General features: G+C 72.1%; 18 protein-coding genes. 9 read left to right on the top strand and 9 right to left on the bottom strand.

Annotated elements, in window-relative coordinates:
• Positions 1–42: 42 nt before the first annotated feature.
• The 3 genes from AC07DO_RS16435 to AC07DO_RS16425 all read left to right on the top strand — a co-directional run bounded on the left by AC07DO_RS16435 (position 43) and on the right by AC07DO_RS16425 (position 2877).
• Positions 43–972 (top strand): ribokinase, encoded by a 930-nt coding sequence (locus tag AC07DO_RS16435; protein WP_479060186.1) that lies wholly within the window; start codon positions 43–45, stop codon positions 970–972.
• Complete coding sequence (gene rbsD / locus AC07DO_RS16430; protein WP_479060184.1) at positions 969–1358, top strand: D-ribose pyranase; 390 nt, start codon at positions 969–971, stop codon at positions 1356–1358. The genes AC07DO_RS16435 and rbsD overlap by 4 nt, the downstream gene beginning before the upstream one ends.
• Before the next feature lie 217 nt (positions 1359–1575).
• The gene (locus AC07DO_RS16425; protein ID WP_479060182.1) at positions 1576–2877 is read left to right on the top strand and encodes a M28 family peptidase; all 1302 of its coding nucleotides are present in this window, start codon (positions 1576–1578) and stop codon (positions 2875–2877) included.
• A 48-nt stretch (positions 2878–2925) separates the two neighbouring features.
• Here AC07DO_RS16425 and msrB read toward each other — a convergent pair whose 3' ends face one another.
• From msrB to AC07DO_RS16405, 4 genes are all read right to left on the bottom strand, one after another.
• Positions 2926–3333: a peptide-methionine (R)-S-oxide reductase MsrB gene (gene msrB / locus AC07DO_RS16420; protein ID WP_479060180.1), complete on the bottom strand. Its 408-nt coding sequence runs from the start codon at positions 3331–3333 to the stop codon at positions 2926–2928.
• Between the two features lie 12 nt (positions 3334–3345).
• Entirely contained in the window at positions 3346–4749 is a 1404-nt protein-coding gene (murC, locus tag AC07DO_RS16415; RefSeq protein ID WP_479060178.1) for a UDP-N-acetylmuramate--L-alanine ligase, read from the bottom strand.
• Between the two features lie 102 nt (positions 4750–4851).
• Positions 4852–5334 carry an indole-3-glycerol phosphate synthase gene (locus AC07DO_RS16410; protein WP_479060177.1) on the bottom strand — a complete coding sequence of 161 codons (483 nt, stop codon included), beginning with the start codon at positions 5332–5334 and terminating at the stop codon, positions 4852–4854.
• A 132-nt stretch (positions 5335–5466) separates the two neighbouring features.
• The gene (locus tag AC07DO_RS16405) at positions 5467–6267 is read right to left on the bottom strand and encodes a pyrimidine reductase family protein (RefSeq protein WP_479060176.1); all 801 of its coding nucleotides are present in this window, start codon (positions 6265–6267) and stop codon (positions 5467–5469) included.
• A gap of 36 nt (positions 6268–6303) precedes the next feature.
• Here AC07DO_RS16405 and zapE point away from each other — a divergent pair, with 36 nt between their 5' ends.
• The 3 genes from zapE to AC07DO_RS16390 all read left to right on the top strand — a co-directional run bounded on the left by zapE (position 6304) and on the right by AC07DO_RS16390 (position 9518).
• Complete coding sequence (gene zapE / locus AC07DO_RS16400) at positions 6304–7395, top strand: cell division protein ZapE (RefSeq protein ID WP_479060174.1); 1092 nt, start codon at positions 6304–6306, stop codon at positions 7393–7395.
• A gap of 140 nt (positions 7396–7535) precedes the next feature.
• Complete coding sequence (locus tag AC07DO_RS16395) at positions 7536–8897, top strand: PhoX family protein (protein ID WP_479060172.1); 1362 nt, start codon at positions 7536–7538, stop codon at positions 8895–8897.
• A gap of 54 nt (positions 8898–8951) precedes the next feature.
• Positions 8952–9518: a DinB family protein gene (locus AC07DO_RS16390; RefSeq protein WP_479060170.1), complete on the top strand. Its 567-nt coding sequence runs from the start codon at positions 8952–8954 to the stop codon at positions 9516–9518.
• A gap of 16 nt (positions 9519–9534) precedes the next feature.
• On the opposite strand, the gene sph is transcribed toward AC07DO_RS16390, so the two are convergent.
• From sph to AC07DO_RS16365, 5 genes are all read right to left on the bottom strand, one after another.
• Positions 9535–10521, bottom strand: a complete 987-nt coding sequence (gene sph, locus AC07DO_RS16385; RefSeq protein ID WP_479060168.1) for a sphingomyelin phosphodiesterase — start codon at positions 10519–10521, stop codon at positions 9535–9537.
• Between the two features lie 153 nt (positions 10522–10674).
• Positions 10675–11730 (bottom strand): cytochrome P450, encoded by a 1056-nt coding sequence (locus AC07DO_RS16380; protein WP_479060167.1) that lies wholly within the window; start codon positions 11728–11730, stop codon positions 10675–10677.
• 107 nt (positions 11731–11837) lie between these two features.
• Complete coding sequence (locus tag AC07DO_RS16375; protein ID WP_223828759.1) at positions 11838–11918, bottom strand: tryptorubin family RiPP precursor; 81 nt, start codon at positions 11916–11918, stop codon at positions 11838–11840.
• Positions 11919–12060: 142 nt separating this feature from the next.
• Positions 12061–12648 carry a TetR/AcrR family transcriptional regulator gene (locus tag AC07DO_RS16370; RefSeq protein WP_479060166.1) on the bottom strand — a complete coding sequence of 196 codons (588 nt, stop codon included), beginning with the start codon at positions 12646–12648 and terminating at the stop codon, positions 12061–12063.
• Positions 12649–12702: 54 nt separating this feature from the next.
• A complete protein-coding gene (locus AC07DO_RS16365) occupies positions 12703–13920 on the bottom strand; it encodes a Cmx/CmrA family chloramphenicol efflux MFS transporter (RefSeq protein ID WP_479060165.1) in 1218 nt (405 codons plus the stop codon).
• Between the two features lie 147 nt (positions 13921–14067).
• On the opposite strand from AC07DO_RS16365, the gene AC07DO_RS16360 reads away from it, so the two are divergent.
• The 3 genes from AC07DO_RS16360 to AC07DO_RS16350 all read left to right on the top strand — a co-directional run bounded on the left by AC07DO_RS16360 (position 14068) and on the right by AC07DO_RS16350 (position 16044).
• Complete coding sequence (locus AC07DO_RS16360) at positions 14068–14760, top strand: alpha/beta fold hydrolase (RefSeq protein ID WP_479060164.1); 693 nt, start codon at positions 14068–14070, stop codon at positions 14758–14760.
• A gap of 108 nt (positions 14761–14868) precedes the next feature.
• Positions 14869–15747, top strand: coding sequence for a polysaccharide deacetylase family protein (locus AC07DO_RS16355; RefSeq protein ID WP_479060163.1), 879 nt, complete (start codon positions 14869–14871; stop codon positions 15745–15747).
• Between the two features lie 9 nt (positions 15748–15756).
• Entirely contained in the window at positions 15757–16044 is a 288-nt protein-coding gene (locus AC07DO_RS16350) for a hypothetical protein (RefSeq protein ID WP_479060748.1), read from the top strand.
• The last annotated feature ends 2 nt before the right edge of the window (positions 16045–16046 follow it).

Genomic DNA, 16046 nt, shown 5'->3' with positions numbered 1-16046 from the left:
TCACATCGGCACCTCATCGTACGAAAGCAGGAACAAGCACCCATGAACGACGACTACGAGCTGCTGGTCGTGGGCTCCGCCAACGCCGATCTGGTGGTCGGCGTGGAGCGCCGCCCCGCACCCGGCGAGACGGTCCTCGGCTCCGACCTGGCCGTCCACCCCGGCGGCAAGGGCGGCAACCAGGCGGTCGCCGCGGCCCGCCTCGGCGCCCGCACCGCGCTGCTCGCCCGGGTCGGCGACGACGCCCACGGCACGCTCCTCCTGGACGCGCAGCGGGCGGCCGGCGTGGACACCGTCGGTGTCCTGGTGGGCGGTGCGCCCACCGGCGTCGCGCTGGTCACGGTCGACCCGTCGGGCGACAACAGCATCGTGGTCTCCCCCGGCGCCAACGGGCGCCTCACCCCCGAGGACATCCGGGCGGCGGGCAGCCTGGTGTCCGCGGCGCGGGTGGTCTCCAGCCAGCTGGAGATCCCCCTGGAGACGGTCGCGGAGGTGGTGCGCACGCTGCGCCCCGGTTCCCGTTTCGTCCTCAACCCCTCGCCGCCCGCCCCGCTGCCCGACGAGGTCCTCGCGGCCTGCGACCCGCTGGTGGTGAACGAGCACGAGGCCCGCGTCATCCTCGGTGACGACGCGGGAGACTCACCCGAGGCATGGGCGCGCGGGCTGCTCGCGCTGGGCCCGCGCTCGGTGGTGATCACGCTGGGCGCCGAGGGCGCGCTCACCGCGGAGGGCTCGGCCGACAGCGCCGTACGGGTGCCGAGCCCGAAGGTCGACGCGGTGGACACGACCGGCGCGGGCGACGCCTTCACCGCGGCGCTCGGCTGGCGCCTCGGCCTCGGCGAGGACCTGCCGACGGCGGCCGCGTACGCGGCGCGGGTGGGTTCGGCCGCGGTCACCCGCAAGGGCGCGCAGGACTCCTACCCGACCGCGGCGGAGCTCGCCGAGGCCGTTCCGGAGGTCCCGTCCAGGTGAAGAGGTCGGGCATCCTGAACCGCCATCTCGCGGGCGCGCTGGCCGAGTTGGGCCATGGCGACACCGTGCTCGTCTGCGACGCGGGCATGCCGATCCCGGCGGGCCCGCGCGTGGTGGACCTCGCGTTCCGCGCCGGGGTCCCGTCGTTCGCGGAGGTCCTCGACGGGCTCCTCGACGAGCTGGTGGTGGAGGGCGGGACGGCGGCGCTGGAGGTGCGTGACGCGAATCCGGCGGCGGCTCGGCTGCTGCACGGCAGCCTCCCGGCGCTCGCCCTCGTCCCGCACGAGGAGCTCAAGGGGCTCTCGGCGGGCGCCCGTCTCGTGGTCAGGACCGGTGAGGCGCGGCCGTACGCGAACGTGCTGCTGAGGTGCGGCGTCTTCTTCTGACGGCTGCCGACGGCGAAGGCCCTCCGGGCGGGCGTCCGGTATACGGACGTGGCTGACCGTCATGTGACCGGTTTCCGCTCTTGACCGTGGGTCGTCCGGCCCTCAACATCAGGCAACGCACAGCACGCACAGCTCCAAAGGCGCCCCGCGGCACCCGCGTCGCAGGGCGCCTCGCACGTTCCGTCCCTCACGCTGTTCGGAATTCGGAGCCCCACACATGAACCTGTTCAGACGTGCGGCCGTCGGTGCCGCCACCCTGGCCATCGGCGGCCTGCTCGCCACCGCCGCCCCCTCGGCCGCCGCCCCCTCGCCCACTCTCGCGGCGCCCGACATCCCGCTCGCCAACGTCAAGGCGCACCTCTCCCAGCTCCAGTCCATAGCCTCGGCTAACGGCGGCAACCGAGCCCACGGGCGCGCCGGCTACAAGGCCTCACTCGACTATGTGAAGGGCAAGCTGGACGCGGCCGGATTCACCACCCGCATCCAGCAGTTCACGTCCAGCGGCGCCACCGGGTACAACCTGATCGCCGACTGGCCGGGCGGGGACGCCAACCAGGTCCTGATGGCCGGCGCGCACCTCGACAGTGTCTCGGCGGGGGCCGGCATCAACGACAACGGTTCGGGCTCGGCGGGCATCCTGGAGACCGCGCTCGCCGTGTCGCGCGCGCAGCTCCAGCCGACGAAGCACCTGCGGTTCGCCTGGTGGGGCGCCGAGGAGCTGGGCATGGTCGGCTCGCGCTACTACGTCAACAACCTGCCCACCGCGGACCGTTCAAAGGTCAGCGGCTATCTGAACTTCGACATGATCGGCTCGCCGAACCCGGGCTACTTCGTCTACGACGACGACCCGACGATCGAGAAGACGTTCAAGGACTACTACGCGGGGCTCGGCGTCCCCACGGAGATCGAGACCGAGGGCGACGGCCGCTCCGACCACGCGCCGTTCGCCAACGTCGGCATCCCGGTCGGCGGTCTGTTCACCGGCGCCGAACGCGCCAAGTCCAGTGCGCAGGCCCAGAAGTGGGGCGGCACGGCGGGCCAGGCCTTCGACCGCTGCTACCACTCGTCCTGCGACTCCACGTCGAACATCAACGACACGGCGCTCGACCGCAACAGCGACGCCATCGCCCACGCGATCTGGACCCTCGGCGCGGGCACCACGGTGCCGCCCGGCGACGTGTACGAGAACACGACGGACGTCGCCATCCCGGACAACGGCGCCGCGGTGACCTCCACGGTCGACGTCGCGGGACGCACCGGCAACGCTCCCGCCACCCTCAAGGTGGACGTCGACGTGCGGCACACCTGGCGCGGCGACGTGGTCCTCGACCTGCTCGCGCCCGACGGCACGGCGTACCGCCTGAAGAACTCGAGCAGCAACGACTCGGCGGACAACGTCATCGCCACGTACACGGTCAACGCGTCGACCGAGGCCGCCAACGGCGCCTGGAAGCTCCGCGCCCAGGACGTCGCGTCCCAGGACACGGGCTACATCAACAGCTGGAAGCTGACGTTCTAGAGCACGACGGCCGGCGCGCCCCGGAGCGCGCCGGCCCCTCGACCCGCCTCAGCCCTCGCTCGGCGTCAGCCGCAGCGAGATGCTGTTGATGCAGTACCGCTGGTCCGTCGGGGTGGCGTAGCCCTCGCCCTCGAAGACGTGGCCCAGGTGCGAGCCGCAGCGGGCGCAGCGGACCTCGGTGCGGACCATGCCGTGCGAGGTGTCCTGGAGCAGCTCGACCGCGTCCGTGTCCTTGGGGTCGAAGAAGCTCGGCCAGCCGCAGTGCGACTCGAACTTCTCCGTCGAGGTGAACAGCTCCGCGCCGCAGGCACGGCAGGAGTAGACGCCCTCGGTCTTGGTGTCCGTGTACTCACCGACGAAGGCCGGCTCCGTGCCGGCCTGGCGCAGCACCGCGTACTCCGAAGGGGTCAGCTCCGCCCGCCACTGCTCGTCCGGCTTCTCGACGTCGTACGACATGGGTGCCTTCCCTTACTTCGACAGCTCGGCCAGGATCTGCGGGCCGAGGTCCGTGACGTCGCCCGCTCCCATGGTGAGAACGAGATCGCCGGGCTTCGCCATTCCCGCGATCGCGCGGACGGCCTCCGCCTTGTCGTGGACGGCCGCGACCTCGGCGCCCGCCTCGCGCGCGGCGTCGACGATCAGGGCGCTGGTGATGCCGGGGATCGGGTCCTCGCGGGCCGGGTAGATGTCGAGGACCACGGAGGAGTCGGCGAGGCCGAGGGCCTGGCCCATCTCGGTGCCCAGTTCCTGGGTGCGCGAGAACAGGTGGGGCTGGAAGAGCACGAGGATGCGGGAGTCGCCCGCGGCGGAGCGCATCGCCTCCAGGTCGGCCGTCATCTCGGTGGGGTGGTGGGCGTAGGAGTCGATGACCTGGACGCCCGCGGCCTCGCCCTTGAGCTGGAGGCGGCGCTTGACGCCCGTGTACGACTTCAGGGCGCCGGCCAGGTTCCGGGAGGGGATGCCGAGCGCGATGCCCGCGGCGAGGGCCGCGACGGCGTTGTTCGCGTAGTGGCGGCCGGGCACGGAGACCGTGAAGGTCAGCAGCTTGCCGTCCAGGAGGACGGTGACCTCGCTGGTCAGACCGCGGGCCGTGATCTTGTGGATGCGCAGGTCGGCGTCGTCGGACTCGCCGTACGTGACGACCTTGAGCCCTCCGAGGTCACGGACGCGCTTGGTCAGCTCGACGGCGCCCGGCTGGTCCGCCGAGATGACGAGGGTGCCGCCCGGCACGATCTTGCCCGCGAAGATCTCGAAGGATTCGTAGATCTCGTCCATCGACGCGTAGTTGGCGTGGTGGTCGAGCTCCACGTTGAGGACGATGGCGACCTCGGGGGCGTACTTGTGGAAGCTGCGGTCGCTTTCGTCCGCCTCGGCGACGAAGATGTCGCCCTTGCCGTGCAGCGCGTTGGAGCCCGGCACGTCGAGGTCGCCGCCGATCGCGTACGACGGGTCGAGGCCGAGGGTGGCGAGGGTGACGGCGAGCATCGACGTCGTCGTGGTCTTGCCGTGGGTGCCCGCGACGGCGATGGGGCGCAGGCCCGCCATGAGACCGGCCAGGGCGTCCGAGCGGTGCACGACGGGGATGCCGAGCTCGGCGGCGCGGGCCAGCTCGGGGTTGTCCTCGCGGATGGCGGAGGAGACGACGACGCAGGTCGCGTCGGACGCGAGGTGCGCGGCGTCGTGGCCGATGTGGACCGTGGCGCCGAGCGCGCGCAGCGCTTCGGCGGTGGCGGACTCCCGGGCGTCACTGCCCGCGACCCGGGCGCCGCGCTGGGAGAGGATCTTCGCGATGCCCGACATTCCGGCGCCGCCGATGCCGATGAAGTGCGGTCGGTCCATGTCGGCCATGGACTGGGGCAGGCCGGGTGCCATGCGTGTGTCTCCCCTGGTGGTACGACGACTGAGAAGGCCCCAGCCTATTGCCTCCCTCGGCACACGACGCCCGAGGCACCCGGGCCTCTCCCCGGCCCCGCCCTAGTTCTCGTCCGCCAGGCTGTGCGAGAACAGCTTCAGGACGGGCACGCCCACCTTGTGGCGGGCCCGCGAGGCCCAGTCGCGGTGGAAGAACTCCTCCACGTAGTGCGGGTCGGTCAGGACGATCACCTCGTCGGCCCCGGCCTCGGCGACCAGCGTCTTGAGGGCGTCCAGCGGATGGTTCTCGATGAGCTGCCCCTGTGCCGCGCAGCCCGCCGCCCGCAGCGCCGTCAGCGAGACCTGGAGCGCCCGCTCGCCGAAGCCCGCCGCCTCCTGTCCCTCCGGGGTGTCGCCCTCGCGCGCCGCCTCGTCGAGCTCGCCGAGCGCGACGTCGTCGATGGCGCGCAGCAGCCGGTCCGCCTGGTCGCCCCGGGGCTGGAGCAGCACGTGGAAGGTGATGGGCTCGTCCCCGTGCAAGGTGGTGACGAACTCCACGTCGGCGGACGTCAGGGCCTTCTCGATCATCAATACGCTTGTGAACACGCCAGGCGCCCTTCTCATCCGTGGGCCCTCTTGAGGCCCGTGCGGAAACCATCCTGCCCCGTGCCCGCACGGGGTCTGCGAGATCTAGTGTGCCCAGCCGAAGCCAAACGGAACGGCTGATTCCGCCGATTGTCAGCTTCGACGGTATCGGGTGTAGAGGAACCCGGCCTCCTCCAATACGGACGTCAGTACGAATCGGTCGGGGTCCGCCAGAGCGGACCCGCCCGCGATCCGCTGCGCGTCCCCCGCGGTGAGCATCGGCGACACCGTCAGACAGAGCTCGTCCAGCGCCCCCGCGGCCACGAACTGGCCGAGCAGCCTGGGCCCGCCCTCCGTGAGCAGCCGGGTCAGTCCGCGTTCGGCCAGTGCGGGCGCCACCCGCTCCGGCTCCACGGTTGCGCCCTCCCCCGCGACCACCACGACGGCACCCGCCCGCTCCGCCGCGGCGATGCGGTCGGCCGGTGCGGAGGCGCCGGTCACGAGGAGCGTGGGCGTCACGGGCGAGGTGAAGAGCGGAACCGAGAAGTCCAGGTCGAGCCCGGCGCTGACCACCGCGATGGCGGGCGCCTCCGTCTGGCCGGCCTCGGCACGGTGCCGCGCGAAGGCGTCACGCGCCTTCGCCGGGCGGTAGCCCTCCTTCCGGACGGTCTCGGCGCCGACGATCACGACGTCCGCGAGGCCGCGCAGGGTGCCGAAGATCCGCATGTCGGTGGCGCCGGAGATCGGGTGGGAGCGGCCGTCGTGGTGGGCCGCGCCGTCGAGGGTGGACACCATGTTGGCGCGCAGCCAGGTCGTCTCCCCCTTGGGGTACGCGTAGGCCTCCGCCAGCTCGTCGAGGCTCCACTCCCGGTCGGCCGTGTCACCCGTGCGATGGGGCGTCCGGTCGTGTGTCCGGTCGGCTGTCTGGTCGGTCACAGGGAACAGGCGTCGCATGTCCGCAGTCTTGCACGCCCCCTAAAATGGGGAACCGTGTCGTCCTTCACCCCTGCCGCCGGGCAGCAGCCGATAGCCGAAGTGGCTCCGCTGTCCCTGTGCGCCCGCGAGCCCCACGTCCCCGCCGACCGTCTGGTCGCCGAGATGGTGCCGCCACCGCGCTTCGACGGCGTCCGTTTCGACACGTACATCCCGGACCCGAACCAGCCGAGCCAGACCGAGGCGGTCCGCGTCCTGAGCGGCTTCGCGGCGGGCCTCGGCGGGGCGCACGCGAGCGGCGCGGGCAAGCGCCGCTGGTTCCAGAAGAAGGCGGCCGCCCCTGCGGGCCCCCGCGGTGTCTACCTCGACGGTGGCTACGGCGTCGGCAAGACCCACCTGCTCGCCTCCCTCTGGCACGCGACGCCCGCGGCCCCCGAGCAGAAGGCGTTCGGCACCTTCGTCGAGCTGACGAACCTGGTCGGCGCGCTCGGCTTCCAGCAGACCGTGCGCACCCTCGGCGGGCACCGGCTGCTCTGCATCGACGAGTTCGAGCTCGACGACCCGGGCGACACGGTCCTGGTCTCCTCGCTGCTCTCCAAGCTCGTCGGGGAGGGCGTGGCGCTCGCCGCGACGTCGAACACGCTGCCGGGCAAGCTCGGCGAGGGCCGGTTCGCGGCGACGGACTTCATGCGCGAGATCCAGGGCCTGTCGTCCCACTTCACGGCGTTGCGGATCGACGGCGAGGACTATCGCCACCGGGGCCTTCCGGAGGCCCCCGCTCCGTACTCGGAGGAGCAGGTCACCAAGGCGGCGTACGCGACCGCCCGCGCTTCCCTCGACGACTTCCCGCACCTCCTCGAGCACCTGTCCAAGGTCCACCCGAGTCGGTACGGAGCGCTGACCGACCAGCTCGGCGCCGTCTGCCTGACCGATGTGACGCCGGTGCCGGACCAGTCGACCGCTCTGCGCCTTGTGGTGCTCGCCGACCGGCTGTACGACCGAGAGGTGCCGGTACTCGCCTCCGGTGCGCCCTTCGACCGGCTCTTCAGCGAGGACATGCTCAACGGCGGGTACCGGAAGAAGTACTTCCGCGCCATCTCGCGGCTCACGGCGCTCGCGCGGGACGCCAAGGGACTCGTGGACGCGTAGCGCTCACGAGCAGCCCCCGTTCGCACGGGGGACACGGGACGGCGCGCGAAACGGAAGCTACGCGCGTGGTTCCCGTGCACCAGGGCGCGTGGTACACACATCCGGTCACATTCCTGTCCGCCAGCAGGAGGTTGCCCATCATGTCTGCCACTCGACGTCAGGTGCTCGCCCGTTCCGGTGCCGTGGGGGCCGGAATCGCCTTCACCGGCGCGCTCTCCGAGCTCTTCGCGGGCACCGCGGCCGCACACGGCAAGGCCGGTTACGGCCCTCTCGTCCCCGACCCGAAGGGTCTGCTCGACCTGCCCAAGGGCTTCCGCTACAAGGTTCTCTCCCGCGAGGGCGACGAACTGCGGTCGGGCGAGGGCAAAGTGCCCAGCAACCACGACGGCATGGCCGCCTTCCGCGGCAGGCACGGCGGCGTCCACCTCGTGCGCAACCACGAGAACCGCGTCACCGGCAAGATCGGTGTGCCGACCGTCCAGGGCTTGACCTACGACCCGGCGGCCAAGGGCGGCTGTACGGCGCTCTCGCTCGACCGGAGAAACGACGTCCTCGGCGAGCGCGTCGCGATCGCGGGGACCGCCGTCAACTGCGCGGGCGGGCCGACCCCTTGGGGCACCTGGCTGACCTGCGAGGAGACCGAGGACAAGGCCGGCACGAACGGCTACACCAAGGACCACGGCTTCATCTTCGAGGTCGACCCGGTGGACCCGCACCGCACCGGCGCGGTGCCGCTGACCGCGATGGGCCGCTTCCAGCACGAGGCCATCGCCGTCGATCCGAAGCGCGGTGTCGTCTACGAGACCGAGGACGCCTTCCTGAAGCCCTTCGGGCTGTTCTACCGCTTCCTGCCCGAGAAGCCCGAGGGCGGCCGCGGTTCGCTGCGCGCGGGCGGCAAGCTCCAGGCCATGCGGGTGCCCGGCGTGCCCGACCTGTCCTCCGTCCAGGAGACGGGCGCCTCCTTCGACGGCGTCGAGTGGGTCGACGTCCCCGACCCGCTGGCGGTCCGGACCCCCATCCGCCTCCAGGACTTCGGCAAGAGGGGCATCACCCACGCGCAGAAGCTGGAGGGCTGCTACTGGGGCGGCTCGTCCGTCTACTTCGTCTCGTCGTTCGCCCACAGCGCGGAGGGCTCCGCGGGCGACCACTTCGGCCAGATCTGGCGGTACGAACCGTCCAGGCGCAGGCTCACCCTCGTGATCGTGTTCGGCCCGAGCACCGACATCCAGCTGCCGGGCGAGTCCCCCGACAACATCTGCCTCGCGCCGAGCGGCGGCCTGATGGTGTGCGAGGACGGCAACGGCGCCCAGCACGTGTACGGCGTCACCCGGGGCGGCGAGGTCTACGCGATGGCCCGCGGCCGGCAGAACATCGGCACCCCGGAGGAGCCCGAGTGGGGCGAGTTCGCGGGCGTCACCTTCTCCCCCGACCACGAGACGATGTACGTGAACTGCTACACGCCCGGCACGACGTTCGCGGTGACGGGCCCCTGGCACAGGTAGGGCGCGGCGGCAATTCGCTGGCGGGCCCGGCTCCCTACGGACGACCATGGAAACATGAGCGACCAGAGTCACCGTCCCGAGCGGTGGAGCCGGGCCACCACCTACCCCGACATGTGGGCCGATCCGGGCGACGACCCCCGCGACAGCGAGGGGAACAGTCCGGACGGTGAGCTGCCGACGCTGCTCGACTTCCTGTCGGGGTACCGCATGACCCTGCGGATGAAGTGCGACGGCCTGGACGCGGAGCAGCTGGCCCGCCGTTCGGTGCCGCCGTCGACGATGTCGCTCCTCGGCCTGGTCCGCCACCTCGCCGAGGTGGAGCGGGACTGGCGCAACTGGATCAGCGAGGATCCTGTCCCGAGGCTGTGGGGCGCGAAGGACGCGGACTTCCACGGGGCCGTCGCGGATCAGGCGGTGGTCGACGAGGCGTTCGCCGCGCTGGAACGCGAGCAGGCCGCGACCGACGCGGTCCTCGCCGCCCACCCGGACCTGGGCGAACGCCTGGGCGAGGACCGCACGTCGGTCCGCGAGCTGATGGTGCACCGTGTCGAGGAGTACGCCCGGCACTGCGGACACGCCGACCTGCTGCGCGAGTGCGTCGACGGAAGAGTGGGCCAGTGACGGCTACCGCCCGCCCCTAGCCGGCGGTCACGGGGTAGTGGTCCGACAGGTTCGTGTACGTGTACTCCTTGCCCCAGCTGGAGACCGTCCAGGGCGCGCTCTGCTCCTTGATCACGTTGTTGTGCCAGGTGGCGGGGCGGGCGTAGCCCTTGCGGTGCAGTACGTGGTCCAAGTCCTCACGCGGGTCGTCCGGGTACCGCTCGGCGGCGATCGAGTTGTCGCGGGTGTCGAAGGAGTACGGGTGGCCGGTGCGTCCGTCGGCGGGGGCCAGGCCCGCGTCGGCGAGCATCGAGGCGTACTCGGAGCCGCGCGAGTCGACGTTGAAGTCGCCCGCCACGATGACCTGTTCGCCGGCCGGGATGTTCTTGGCGTCGAGGAAGGCGTCCAGCTCCTTGAACTGCTTCGCGCGGGTCGCCGCGGCCTCGCCGCTGCCGCAGCCGGGGTCGGTGGACTGGGCGTGGGTGCCGACGACGTGCGTCTTCGTACCGTTCACGTCCAACACGGCATAGACGAAGCCCTTGTTGGAGTACGCGTCGGACCCGCAGGCGTCCTTGTAGACGTACTGCTCCTTGCGCACGATCGGCCACTTGCTGAGCACCGTCACCCCGCCGTCCTCCGGCGTCGCGGAGGAGTACGCGCCGCCGGTGGCGTCCCACCCGCTCTTCCCTCGCCCCATGACGGGGGTCTGGTGCGGATAGCGGCCCGCCGCGTTCGCCTTGAGCGCGTCGGACGAGGAGTTGTCGAACGCCTCCTGCAGCACGACGACGTCCTGCCCCCGGAAGAAGTCGGCGGCCGGTATCGCCTTCGCCCGGTGGTCCTGGCCCCAGTTCGGGTAGAGCGTCTTGCTGAACAGGAACGTGTTGTACGTGAGCACCTTGAGCGGGGGCGGCGCGGCGGCCGCGTCGGCGGCGGCCGCGGCAGGGCCGACGGCGGCGAGCGTGGCGCCGGCGAGCACGGAGGCGATGGCGGCGGCACGGGTCCTGCGCAGCACTGCGTGCGACACGGAGACTCCTCGGGGCGGGGGGTGATTGCTGCGGGCCCGCACATCCAAGCAGCTGCGATTACGCCTGGGGATACACCGCGTGAACGCAGCCCGCTCTTCTCGGCGCACACGTTCATCATCACTCCGCGCGCCCGCACTCCCCCGCCTGCTCGCCTAGGCGCGGCGTGAGCGTACGAGTCGTACCTTGTCGACGCCGAGCAGCCCCGCGAGCGGTACCTTCGCCGTGGTCTGGCGGGGGTCGACCGTCGTTGCCTCGGCGCGGAGGATGTCGAGGAGCATGCCGGCCAGGGGCATCACCATGTGGCGGCCCCAGCAGCGTTCGGAGACGTGGCCGAACGGGAGGTAGCCGGGATGGTCGTCGGGGTCGAGGGTGGCCCAGCGGTCGGCGCGGAACACGTCGGGGTCGTCCCAGAGTTCCGGGTCGCGGTGGCTGAGCAGGGGCAGGAGCAGGACGTCGTCGCCGGTGCCGATGCGGGCGTCGAGGGCGGTGTACTCGGGGGACGCGTTGCGCAGGATGTTCCAGGACGGCGGGAGCAGCCGCATGGACTCGTACAGGATGTGCTCGTTGGGCGTCTCGTCGTCGAAGGGCGCCCCGAGCCAGTACGCGTTGGCGACGAGCGTGGAGACCGTGAAGCAGACGGGCGCGGCGGCGCGCCGGTACAGACCCATGGCGTAGCGGCGGTCGCTGTAGGTCGTGGCGTTCGCGGTGAGGCCCGCGATGCTGGTGACGGGGGCACCGGGGCGGAGCCTGCCGGGCAGGGCGGCGCCGGTCGCGATGACCGTCCAGGTCAGCTTGGGCGTCAGCTCCAGCGTGCGGTCCATGAGGATGCGCAGCCGGTAGGGGTCGGCGCCGAGGATCAGGTCGCGCAGGTAGACGTGGCCGACGTGCGGCCACTCCCCGGAGAGGTCGAGCCGGCCGGGCACGGGCTTCTTCAGCGCCGCGCGTACGTCACGGCCGATGGCCTGCATGACGGTGGCGGCCTCGGTGCGCGGGATGGAACGCCCGTGCAGCGGCTTGAACGTGGGGCGTTCGCGCTCGGTGGCGGGCCGTGCGGCGAGGATCCGGTCGGTGAGCGCGGGCCCGGCGACGCCGACGGTGTCGTCGTCCAGGCGGAACACGTCCTGGCCGCGGTGGTCGCGCAGCAGGGCGTGGAGTCGCGGCGTGAAGACGGTGGTCCGCGCGAGCCGGTCGGTGCCGGAAATGGACATCGGGGGTCTCCCAGGGCGGGAGGGCCGAGCCCGGCGGCCGGTTCGCGGCACGCCGGGCCCGGGCCTCAACGGCGCATTACATCCCTACGGTTGGCAGCAGGGTCGGCCTAGTACCAGTGGTACCAGGCGTACGCCTTGAGGCTCTTCTCGCCGGTGATCTTCTTCTTGAGGGAGCGAACAACCTTCATGTGCATACCTCCGGTCGTTTCCGTCGGTCCATGTCGGACATGAACCTGCGACGAAGCATCGCCCCGCCCGATCAACGTCCGATAAACGGCTACGCGAAGCGCGTGAGCGGAGCGTCAGCGGGCTGCATGCACGCGCGCGCCGTCACAGGTCGGCGAGCGCGCCGTCCACCGTGGCGAGGAGGATTTCGCGGTGGTCCTGTACGCGGCTGAGGACCCGTAGGCCGTAGTACGTGCTCTGGACCCGGCGGGCCACGACCCTCGCGTCACCGGTCGCGCGGATCTCCCCCGCGCCGCGCCCCGCCTCGACGACCGCGCACAGCTCGTCCTCGACCCGGTCGAAGCTGCGCCGCACCGCTTCCCTGACCTCCGGGTCGTACCCGGCGGCCTCGACGGCCGCGTTGATGGCGAAGCAGCCGCGCGTCCCCGTCGCGTCCGCCTCCCCGAGGTCGGCGTCGACGGCGTGCATCATCATGGCGCGCAGCCGCTCCTTGGCGGACCCGTCGCCGCGCAGGATCGCGACCTGCTCGGCGGTGGCGGTGTCGTGGTAGCGCCGCAGGGCGCGGAGGTACAGCTGCCGCTTCCCGCCGAAGGTGTTGTAGAGGCTGGAGGGCCCGAGGCCCGTGCTGTCGCACAGGTCGCGCGTCGAGGTGGCTTCGTACCCGTGCCGCCAGAACGTCTCCATGGCCGCGGTGACGACGCGGTCCTCATCGAACTCTCGGGGTCTGGCCATGACCCCCACGGTAAACGTTTTGGAACGCATATACAAAACTCCGCGTGCGGGCGCTCACGCCTCCGCCCGCACGGTCTCGCGCCCGGCACCGGCCGTACGCGGCCCGCGCCGCGGTGCCCGCTTCCGTTCCGCCCGCTGCAGCACCGCCGCCCACAGGACGCCCGCCGCGCCCACGGCCGCCAGCGCGGCGCCGACCCAGGCCACCGAGGCGTAGCCGTGTCCGGCGTCGATGGCCAGGCCGCCGAGGAGCGGGGCCACCGTGTTGCCGACGTTGAACGCGGCCGTATTGGTCGCGCCGACCAGCGTGGGCGCACCCGGTGCGAGGGCGAACACCCGTGACTGCAAGGCCGGGTTGGTGACATAGCCGACGAGACCGAGCAGGAAGACCAGGACGATCACGACGGCCGTGACGTGCGCCGTGAGCGCGAGCAGCGCGGAGAAGACGGCAAGGGCGCCGAGCCCCGCGCCGAGCGTGCCGAGAGGGCGCGTCTGGCCGGTGCGCCCGCCGATCACGATGCCCGCCATCCCGCCGACGCCGAACAGCGCGAGGACGGCGGGCACCCACCCTTCGGCGACCCCGGTCACCTCGGTGAGCAGAGCCGCGAGATAGCTGAAGGTGACGATGACGGCGCCGAAGGCGAAGGCGGTCACGGCGTACGAGAGCCACAGCTGCGGCCGTGCCATGGCCCGCAGTTCGGTCCCGACGGAAGCTCGCTCGCCCTCACCCCGGCCGCCCGGGACGACGAGCAGGGTGCAGACGGCGCTGACCGCGGTGGCCGCCGCCACCGCCCAGAACGCGGCGCGCCAGTCGGAGACCTGGCTGAGCAGCGTGCCCGCGGGGACGCCGACGATCGTGGCGAGCGTCAGCCCGCCGGCGACCACGGCGACCGCCCGCGCCTTGGCGTCAGCGGGGACGAGCGCCACCGCGGTGGCCACGGCGACGCCCCAGTACCCGGCGTACGCGAGGGCGCCGATCACGCGGGTCACGAACAGGACGGCGTAGCCGGGTGCGAGGGCGCCGACGACGTGCGCCACGACGAAGGCCGCCTGCAGCGCGACGAGCGCCGTGCGCCTCGGCCACCGGAGAGTGGCGACGGCGAGCAGCGGGGCGCCGACGACCATGCCGATCGCGAACGCCGAGATGAGCAGTCCGGCGTCCGGGATGGACACGCCCAGGTCGTCGGCCATGCCCGGGAGGAGGCCGGACAGCATGAACTCCGAGGTTCCTTGGGTGAAGATGCCAAGACCGACTATGTACACCGCGAACGGCATGGAGGCGGCCCCCTTTTTGGAGCGAGTGATTCAGAACTGACGATGCTGGACGCTAGCACATTCTGAATCACTCACTTCAAAACGTCGTCGGCGACGATGTGACGGGGCGGCGGGGTGCCGCCTCGACAAGAGAGGGGCACCGGCACCATGAAGCTGCACACCCACGAGTGGGGAACGGGCGACCGCGTCGCCCTCCTGGTCCACGGGATCATGTCGGACCACCGCACCTGGCGGCGCGTGGGTCCCGCTCTCGCCGACAAGGGCTACCGCGTGATCGGCGTCGATCTGCGCGGCCACGGCGCGAGCGGACGCGGCGAGTACGGGGCGGAGATCTTCGCGGACGACCTCGTCGACACGCTGCCGACGGGCGCGGAGCTGGCGATCGGGCACTCGCTCGGCGGCCTCGCCCTGTCCCTCGCGGTGGAGCGCCTCGCGCCCGTGCGGGCCGTCTACTCCGACCCGGCGTGGGCGCTCGGCGGCGAGGGCGCGGTCGACCCCGCGCTGTTCGTGGAGTTCCGACGCATCCCGCGCGACGTCCTGGCGAAGTTCAACCCGCGCTGGGAGGCGGCCGACCTGGATGTCGAGATGGCCACGCTGGCGGTCTGGGACCCGGACACCGCGCTCTCGATCTCCGGCGCGGGCGCGGTCGACCGCACCCCGGCCGCGCCCGTCGTGCCGTCGCTCGTCCAGGTCGCCGACCCGAGCACCGTCGTCTCCGGCGCACTCAAGGAGGAGCTGGCGCGGCGCGGCTTCGAGGTGCGCACGGTGCGGGGCGCGGGGCACACGATCCACCGGGACGACTTCGACGCGTTCATGGGGTCGCTGGACGGCTGGCTGTGAGGCTGCGGACGCAGGCGCGGGCGCGGAGGCAAGCGCGGGCACGGGCACGGGCACGGACACGGGCGCGCCCAGCCCGATTTACTACATTCATACATATATGTTCAGCGGGTGATCACTCTCGTACGGAGATGCGCCGCGCTCTGCGCCCTCGGCACCCTGACCGCCGCCCTCACCGGATGCGCCGGTGACACCAGCACGTCGACCGGTCGGGCGGGCCGTCCCGCCCGGCCCCCGGCGAGCGCCGCCGCTCCCGCGGCGTCCGCCCCGCCCACACTGGCCCCCGGCCCGTCCGGCCTGACCCCCGTGTTCGAGAACGGGCCCCGGGCCCGCGGCCGTACCGTCGCCCTCACCTTCGACGCCGACATGACCGCGGACCAGGGGCCGCGCGCGGCGGCCGGCGAACGGTTCGACAACCCCGCGCTGGTCGCCACGTTGCGGCGGCTGAAGGTGCCTGCGACGTTCTTCATGACGGGGCGGTGGGCCGAGGAGTACCCGGCGCAGGCCAAGGCCATCGGACGCGACCCGCTCTTCGAGGTCGCCAACCACTCGTACAGCCACCACGCCTTCACCGGCCGCTGCTACGGACTGCCGACCGTCCCCGCGGCCCGTATGCGCGCCGACATGGAGCGCGCGTTCGCCGCGTTCCGCGCGGCCGGGGTGGAGCGCCCCGTGCCGTACTTCCGCTTCCCCGGCGGCTGCTACGACCAGCGGGCCCTGCGCGCCCTCGCCCCCGGCGGCGTCACCGCCGTGCAGTGGGACGTGGTCAGCGGCGACGCCTTCGCGACGGACTCCGCGGCGGTGGCCCGGCAGGTCCTCGACGGGGTCCGGCCCGGCTCGGTCGTCGTCATGCACTGCACACGCAGCGCGGCCCCCGCGACGGAACGCGCCCTGCGCGCGATCATCCCGAAGCTGCGGGAACGCGGCTACCGATTCGTCCGGGTGTCGGAGCAGATCGGGGCGGCGGGGGGTGCGGGGACGCGTGGTTAGGGTGGCGGTATGACGGATGAGGACGAGGTCGCGGGGGCGAGCGCGGGCGAGATCACGGGCAGGGGTCCGACGGCCGGTGCGACGACAGCCGGTGCGCCGGAACCCGGCACGTCGGAACGGAGCATGTCGGAACGGAGCATGTCGGAACCGAACATGTCGGAACCCGGCACTTCGGAAGCCCTCGCCGAGTGCGTGTTCTGCCGCGCACCCACCGAGTACCCGGAGTCCCACAAGGGCATCACGCTCTGCTCGGTGTGCGAGTGGCGGGAGGCGGAGCGGGCGGCCTGCTCGGGGTGACG

The sequence above is a fragment of the Streptomyces sp. NPDC045678 genome (genome assembly GCF_056432085.1).
This window is presented reverse-complemented; position numbering and strand designations above follow the sequence as displayed.

What these genes read in the sequence shown, in the direction of transcription:
- murC (WP_479060178.1), bottom strand. Translation starts at nt 4,749, where the DNA reads ATGGCACCCGGCCTGCCCCAGTCCATGGCCGACATGGACCGACCGCAC.
- msrB (WP_479060180.1), bottom strand. Translation starts at nt 3,333, where the DNA reads ATGTCGTACGACGTCGAGAAGCCGGACGAGCAGTGGCGGGCGGAGCTG.
- AC07DO_RS16365 (WP_479060165.1), bottom strand. Translation starts at nt 13,920, where the DNA reads ATGCCGTTCGCGGTGTACATAGTCGGTCTTGGCATCTTCACCCAAGGA.
- AC07DO_RS16435 (WP_479060186.1), top strand. Translation starts at nt 43, where the DNA reads ATGAACGACGACTACGAGCTGCTGGTCGTGGGCTCCGCCAACGCCGAT.
- AC07DO_RS16380 (WP_479060167.1), bottom strand. Translation starts at nt 11,730, where the DNA reads ATGTCCATTTCCGGCACCGACCGGCTCGCGCGGACCACCGTCTTCACG.
- AC07DO_RS16350 (WP_479060748.1), top strand. Translation starts at nt 15,757, where the DNA reads ATGACGGATGAGGACGAGGTCGCGGGGGCGAGCGCGGGCGAGATCACG.
- AC07DO_RS16375 (WP_223828759.1), bottom strand. Translation starts at nt 11,918, where the DNA reads ATGAAGGTTGTTCGCTCCCTCAAGAAGAAGATCACCGGCGAGAAGAGC.
- AC07DO_RS16360 (WP_479060164.1), top strand. Translation starts at nt 14,068, where the DNA reads ATGAAGCTGCACACCCACGAGTGGGGAACGGGCGACCGCGTCGCCCTC.
- AC07DO_RS16405 (WP_479060176.1), bottom strand. Translation starts at nt 6,267, where the DNA reads ATGCGACGCCTGTTCCCTGTGACCGACCAGACAGCCGACCGGACACAC.
- AC07DO_RS16390 (WP_479060170.1), top strand. Translation starts at nt 8,952, where the DNA reads ATGAGCGACCAGAGTCACCGTCCCGAGCGGTGGAGCCGGGCCACCACC.
- AC07DO_RS16370 (WP_479060166.1), bottom strand. Translation starts at nt 12,648, where the DNA reads ATGGCCAGACCCCGAGAGTTCGATGAGGACCGCGTCGTCACCGCGGCC.
- AC07DO_RS16425 (WP_479060182.1), top strand. Translation starts at nt 1,576, where the DNA reads ATGAACCTGTTCAGACGTGCGGCCGTCGGTGCCGCCACCCTGGCCATC.
- AC07DO_RS16395 (WP_479060172.1), top strand. Translation starts at nt 7,536, where the DNA reads ATGTCTGCCACTCGACGTCAGGTGCTCGCCCGTTCCGGTGCCGTGGGG.